Source organism: Streptomyces capoamus (assembly GCF_014654935.1).
Classification (GTDB): Bacteria; Actinomycetota; Actinomycetes; order Streptomycetales; family Streptomycetaceae; genus Streptomyces; species Streptomyces capoamus.
In genome coordinates this window covers 7,616-10,601 of the sequence record NZ_BNBF01000009.1, presented here as the reverse complement: position 1 = coordinate 10,601, position 2,986 = coordinate 7,616, and the positions used below count along the sequence as shown (strand labels likewise).

General features: G+C 72.5%; 4 protein-coding genes and 1 pseudogene. 4 read left to right on the top strand and 1 reads right to left on the bottom strand.

Annotation, left to right across the window (positions count from 1 at the left end):
• The 3 genes and pseudogenes from IE312_RS40340 to IE312_RS16035 all read left to right on the top strand — a co-directional run.
• Positions 1 to 249 (top strand): annotated as a pseudogene (locus tag IE312_RS40340) (hypothetical protein); the annotation flags it as partial.
• Positions 236 to 640 carry a MerR family transcriptional regulator gene (locus tag IE312_RS16040; RefSeq protein WP_189982320.1) on the top strand — a complete coding sequence of 135 codons (405 nt, stop codon included), beginning with the start codon at positions 236 to 238 and terminating at the stop codon, positions 638 to 640. The pseudogene IE312_RS40340 and the gene IE312_RS16040, both read left to right, overlap by 14 nt.
• A gap of 515 nt (positions 641 to 1,155) precedes the next feature.
• On the top strand, positions 1,156 to 1,908 hold the full coding sequence (locus IE312_RS16035; protein ID WP_189982318.1) for a peptidoglycan-binding domain-containing protein: 753 nt from the start codon (positions 1,156 to 1,158) through the stop codon (positions 1,906 to 1,908).
• 20 nt (positions 1,909 to 1,928) lie between these two features.
• On the opposite strand, the gene IE312_RS16030 is transcribed toward IE312_RS16035, so the two are convergent.
• A complete protein-coding gene (locus IE312_RS16030; protein ID WP_189982316.1) occupies positions 1,929 to 2,261 on the bottom strand; it encodes a putative quinol monooxygenase in 333 nt (110 codons plus the stop codon).
• 187 nt (positions 2,262 to 2,448) lie between these two features.
• Between IE312_RS16030 and IE312_RS44015 the strand changes: the two genes are divergently transcribed.
• Positions 2,449 to 2,986 (top strand): RidA family protein (locus IE312_RS44015; RefSeq protein WP_306419748.1); only part of this gene is annotated, 538 nt, incomplete at its 3' end.

Sequence of the window (2,986 nt, the reverse complement as noted above, 5' to 3'; positions counted from 1 at the left end):
CCGATGCGGATCATCGCCAAGCGGCTGACCCTGCGCGGCTTCACGGTCCGCGAACACCTGGACCTCGCCCCCGAGTTCGGGGAACGGTTCCGCGGCTGGCTGCGGGACGGCTCGATCGTGTACGACGAGACGGTGATCGACGGCCTGGCCGCCGCCCCGGCCGCGCTGACCGATCTGGTGCGCGGCCGGTACACCGGGAAGACCGTGGTCCGGCTGGGCGTTGGGGGCGAGCGTGATGCTGATCGGTGAACTCGCCGCCACGACGGGCACGACGACCCGCACCCTGCGCTACTACGAGGAGCAGGGCCTGCTGGAACCCGGCCGGACCACCGCCGGGTACCGGGTCTACGGGCCGGAGGCGGTCCTGCGGGTCCGCAACGTGCGCGACCTGCTCGCCTCCGGGTTCACGGTGGAGAACGTCAAGTCCTTCGTCCGCTACCTCGACGACGACCTGCCGGAGGTGTTCACGTACACCGAGTCCTGCGCCGCCCACTACGAGGTGGGCGCGCGCCGGGTGGCCGAACTCCACGAGCGCATCGAGTCGCTGACCCGGATGCGGGACACCCTCGTGCGCCGGATGCCGTGGCTGGCCGCCGAGCCGCCGGCCCGGGCGGCGACGGACCGGCACTCCACGGCCTAGCACATCGGCCGAGGCCTCTCCGTTCCCCATCTCCTCTTCTCTGACGGCGCGTTGAGACGGATGCGGACGGATCGCGTATCGCTGCACAAGGACATGGCGCTTACGGTGTGGGCCGAGGAGGAACGCCGATGGAACACGACGGCACCCGACCGCGACCGGACTCCGTTCCGGAGCGTGACGCGGCGCTGGAGATCCAGGAATCCTTCCAGGCGATCCTGGACGCCCTCGACGCCGCGCGCGCCGAGCTGCGTGCGGAGGGCAGGAACCGGCGAACGGGGGGCCCGCCGCGGTCCTCCGACCGACACGGCGAACCGGCCGCGTACGGCGGCCGGGCGGTTCCCGCCAAGGTCCTGTCGCCGGAGCCGGCGCCCCGTCCTCCGGCCGCACGTCCGCGAGCACATCGAACGGGGCCTCGCTCCGCAGGCCTGGTTCCCGTTCCTCCGCAAGGCGTTCCGCGGTCCGTCGTGAATCCGCCGCGGACCGGTCCTGTGCGCCGGCCTGCGCAGGAGCCCTTGGTGCAGCCACTGTGGTCGCACGGCGCGCGGCAGGAGGCGGAGAAGCAGCCCACCACGAGCGACGCGGGCCCGACGCGGGACGAGCCGTCGGCGCCCCGCCCGAGCGCAGGGCCCGTGCGTGCGGGCGGGCGCCCCGGAACCGGCCCGTCCCCGGACGCCTGCTGGACCACCGGCCCCTCCCCGGACGCCTGCTGGACCACCGGCCCCTCCCCGGACGCCTCCTGGACGGCCGACCCGGGACGCTCCGCTGCGCGCACGGCGCCTCTCGACGCCCCGCCCCGTCAGGCGCCGGCGCGCCCGGACGCCGTACGGCTGCCGGTACCGAAGGGGAGCCCAGGACATCGGCGGTCCGCCGACCGGCGGCACGCCCGGGTCGCCGGATTCTTCGGGCTGGGTGCCGTGAGCGGACTCCTGCTCGCCTCTTCGCTCCTCACGCACCAGCACTCCGAGCCGGCGGCGCCGCCCGCCGCCCGGGAGCAACCCGAACAGCCGCTGCCCGACGACACCCCGCTCCCCGAAATCCCGGGCACCGGGGTACTGCGCGAGGGCGACAGCGGGCATGGAGTGTACGAGTTGCAGGTGCGTCTGCTCCAGATTCCGGGGCTCTACGAGGGCGGTGCGATCGACGGCCGCTTCGGCACGGAGGTCCGGCAGGCCGTGGCCCGGTTCCAGAAACGGTTCGCCGTCCAGGGGGACGACACCGGCGTGTACGGGGACAACACCCGCTACGCCCTCATGCTGCGCACGAAGTAGTCGTCCCCGGTCACTGGTCTCTAGTCCCGCTCCGTGACGGCCATCTCGCCCAGGAGGGACCAGTCGTCCTGCGGAACCGACATGTTCACGATGCGAGGTGTTTCGACCAGGTGCCGCGGCAGCGTCTCCTGCGCGGCCCTGAAGTGCGCGGACTGCACATGAGCGGCACCCGCCTCGTCATCGCGGAAGGCCTCGACCAGGACGTACTCCGTCGGGTCCGTGACGCTTCGCGACCATTCGAACCACAGGCAGCCGGGTTCCCCGCGCGTGGCCTCGGTGAACTCGGCGGCGATCTCCGGCCACCGGTCGGCGTCGGCGGGCAGAACACGGAACTTGGCGGTAATGAAGATCATCGGATTCTCTCTCTGCGCTACGTGCGTGCTCCACCGGCCCGTTCCTCCCGCCGGACCGCGTGGCGACGAGATCGTACGGCGCCGGCCGGCCCTCGCAGCTCCCCCCACGCCCGTCGCGGCCCGCGCAGCGCCGTGTTTCGGGCTGCTGTATTAGACGTACCGGTGCCGGTCACCTAGCGTTCGGCGCATGACGGAGCGACACACGATCCTCAGCGGCTCGGCCTTCGAGGAGCAGATCGGCTACGCCCGTGCCGTGGTCGACGGCGACCGGGTGCACGTGTCCGGGACGACCGGTTTCGACTACACCACCATGACGATCTCCGACGACGTGGTGGTGCAGGCCGAACAGTGCCTGCGCAACATCGGGGCCGCGCTGGCCGAGGCGGGCTGCACCTTCGCCGACGTGGTGCGGGTGCGCTACCTGCTGCCCGACCGCGCGGACTTCGAGCCCTGCTGGCCGCTCCTGCGCCGGTACTTCGGCGCGGTCCGGCCGGCCGCCACGATGCTCGTGTGCGGTCTCGCCGACCCGCGGATGAAGATCGAGATCGAGGTGGACGCACGGCGGCGCACCCCGTCCCACGAGGGGGCCGTGAGCGCGCACCCGGCGGCTGTCGCACCCGTCGCGGCCTTCGAACCCCCTTACTACGTGGCCGTCTTCACCGCGGTGCGGACCCCGCAGCAGAGCGGCTTCAGCGAGACCGACGCCCGCTTGGAAGACCTGGTGA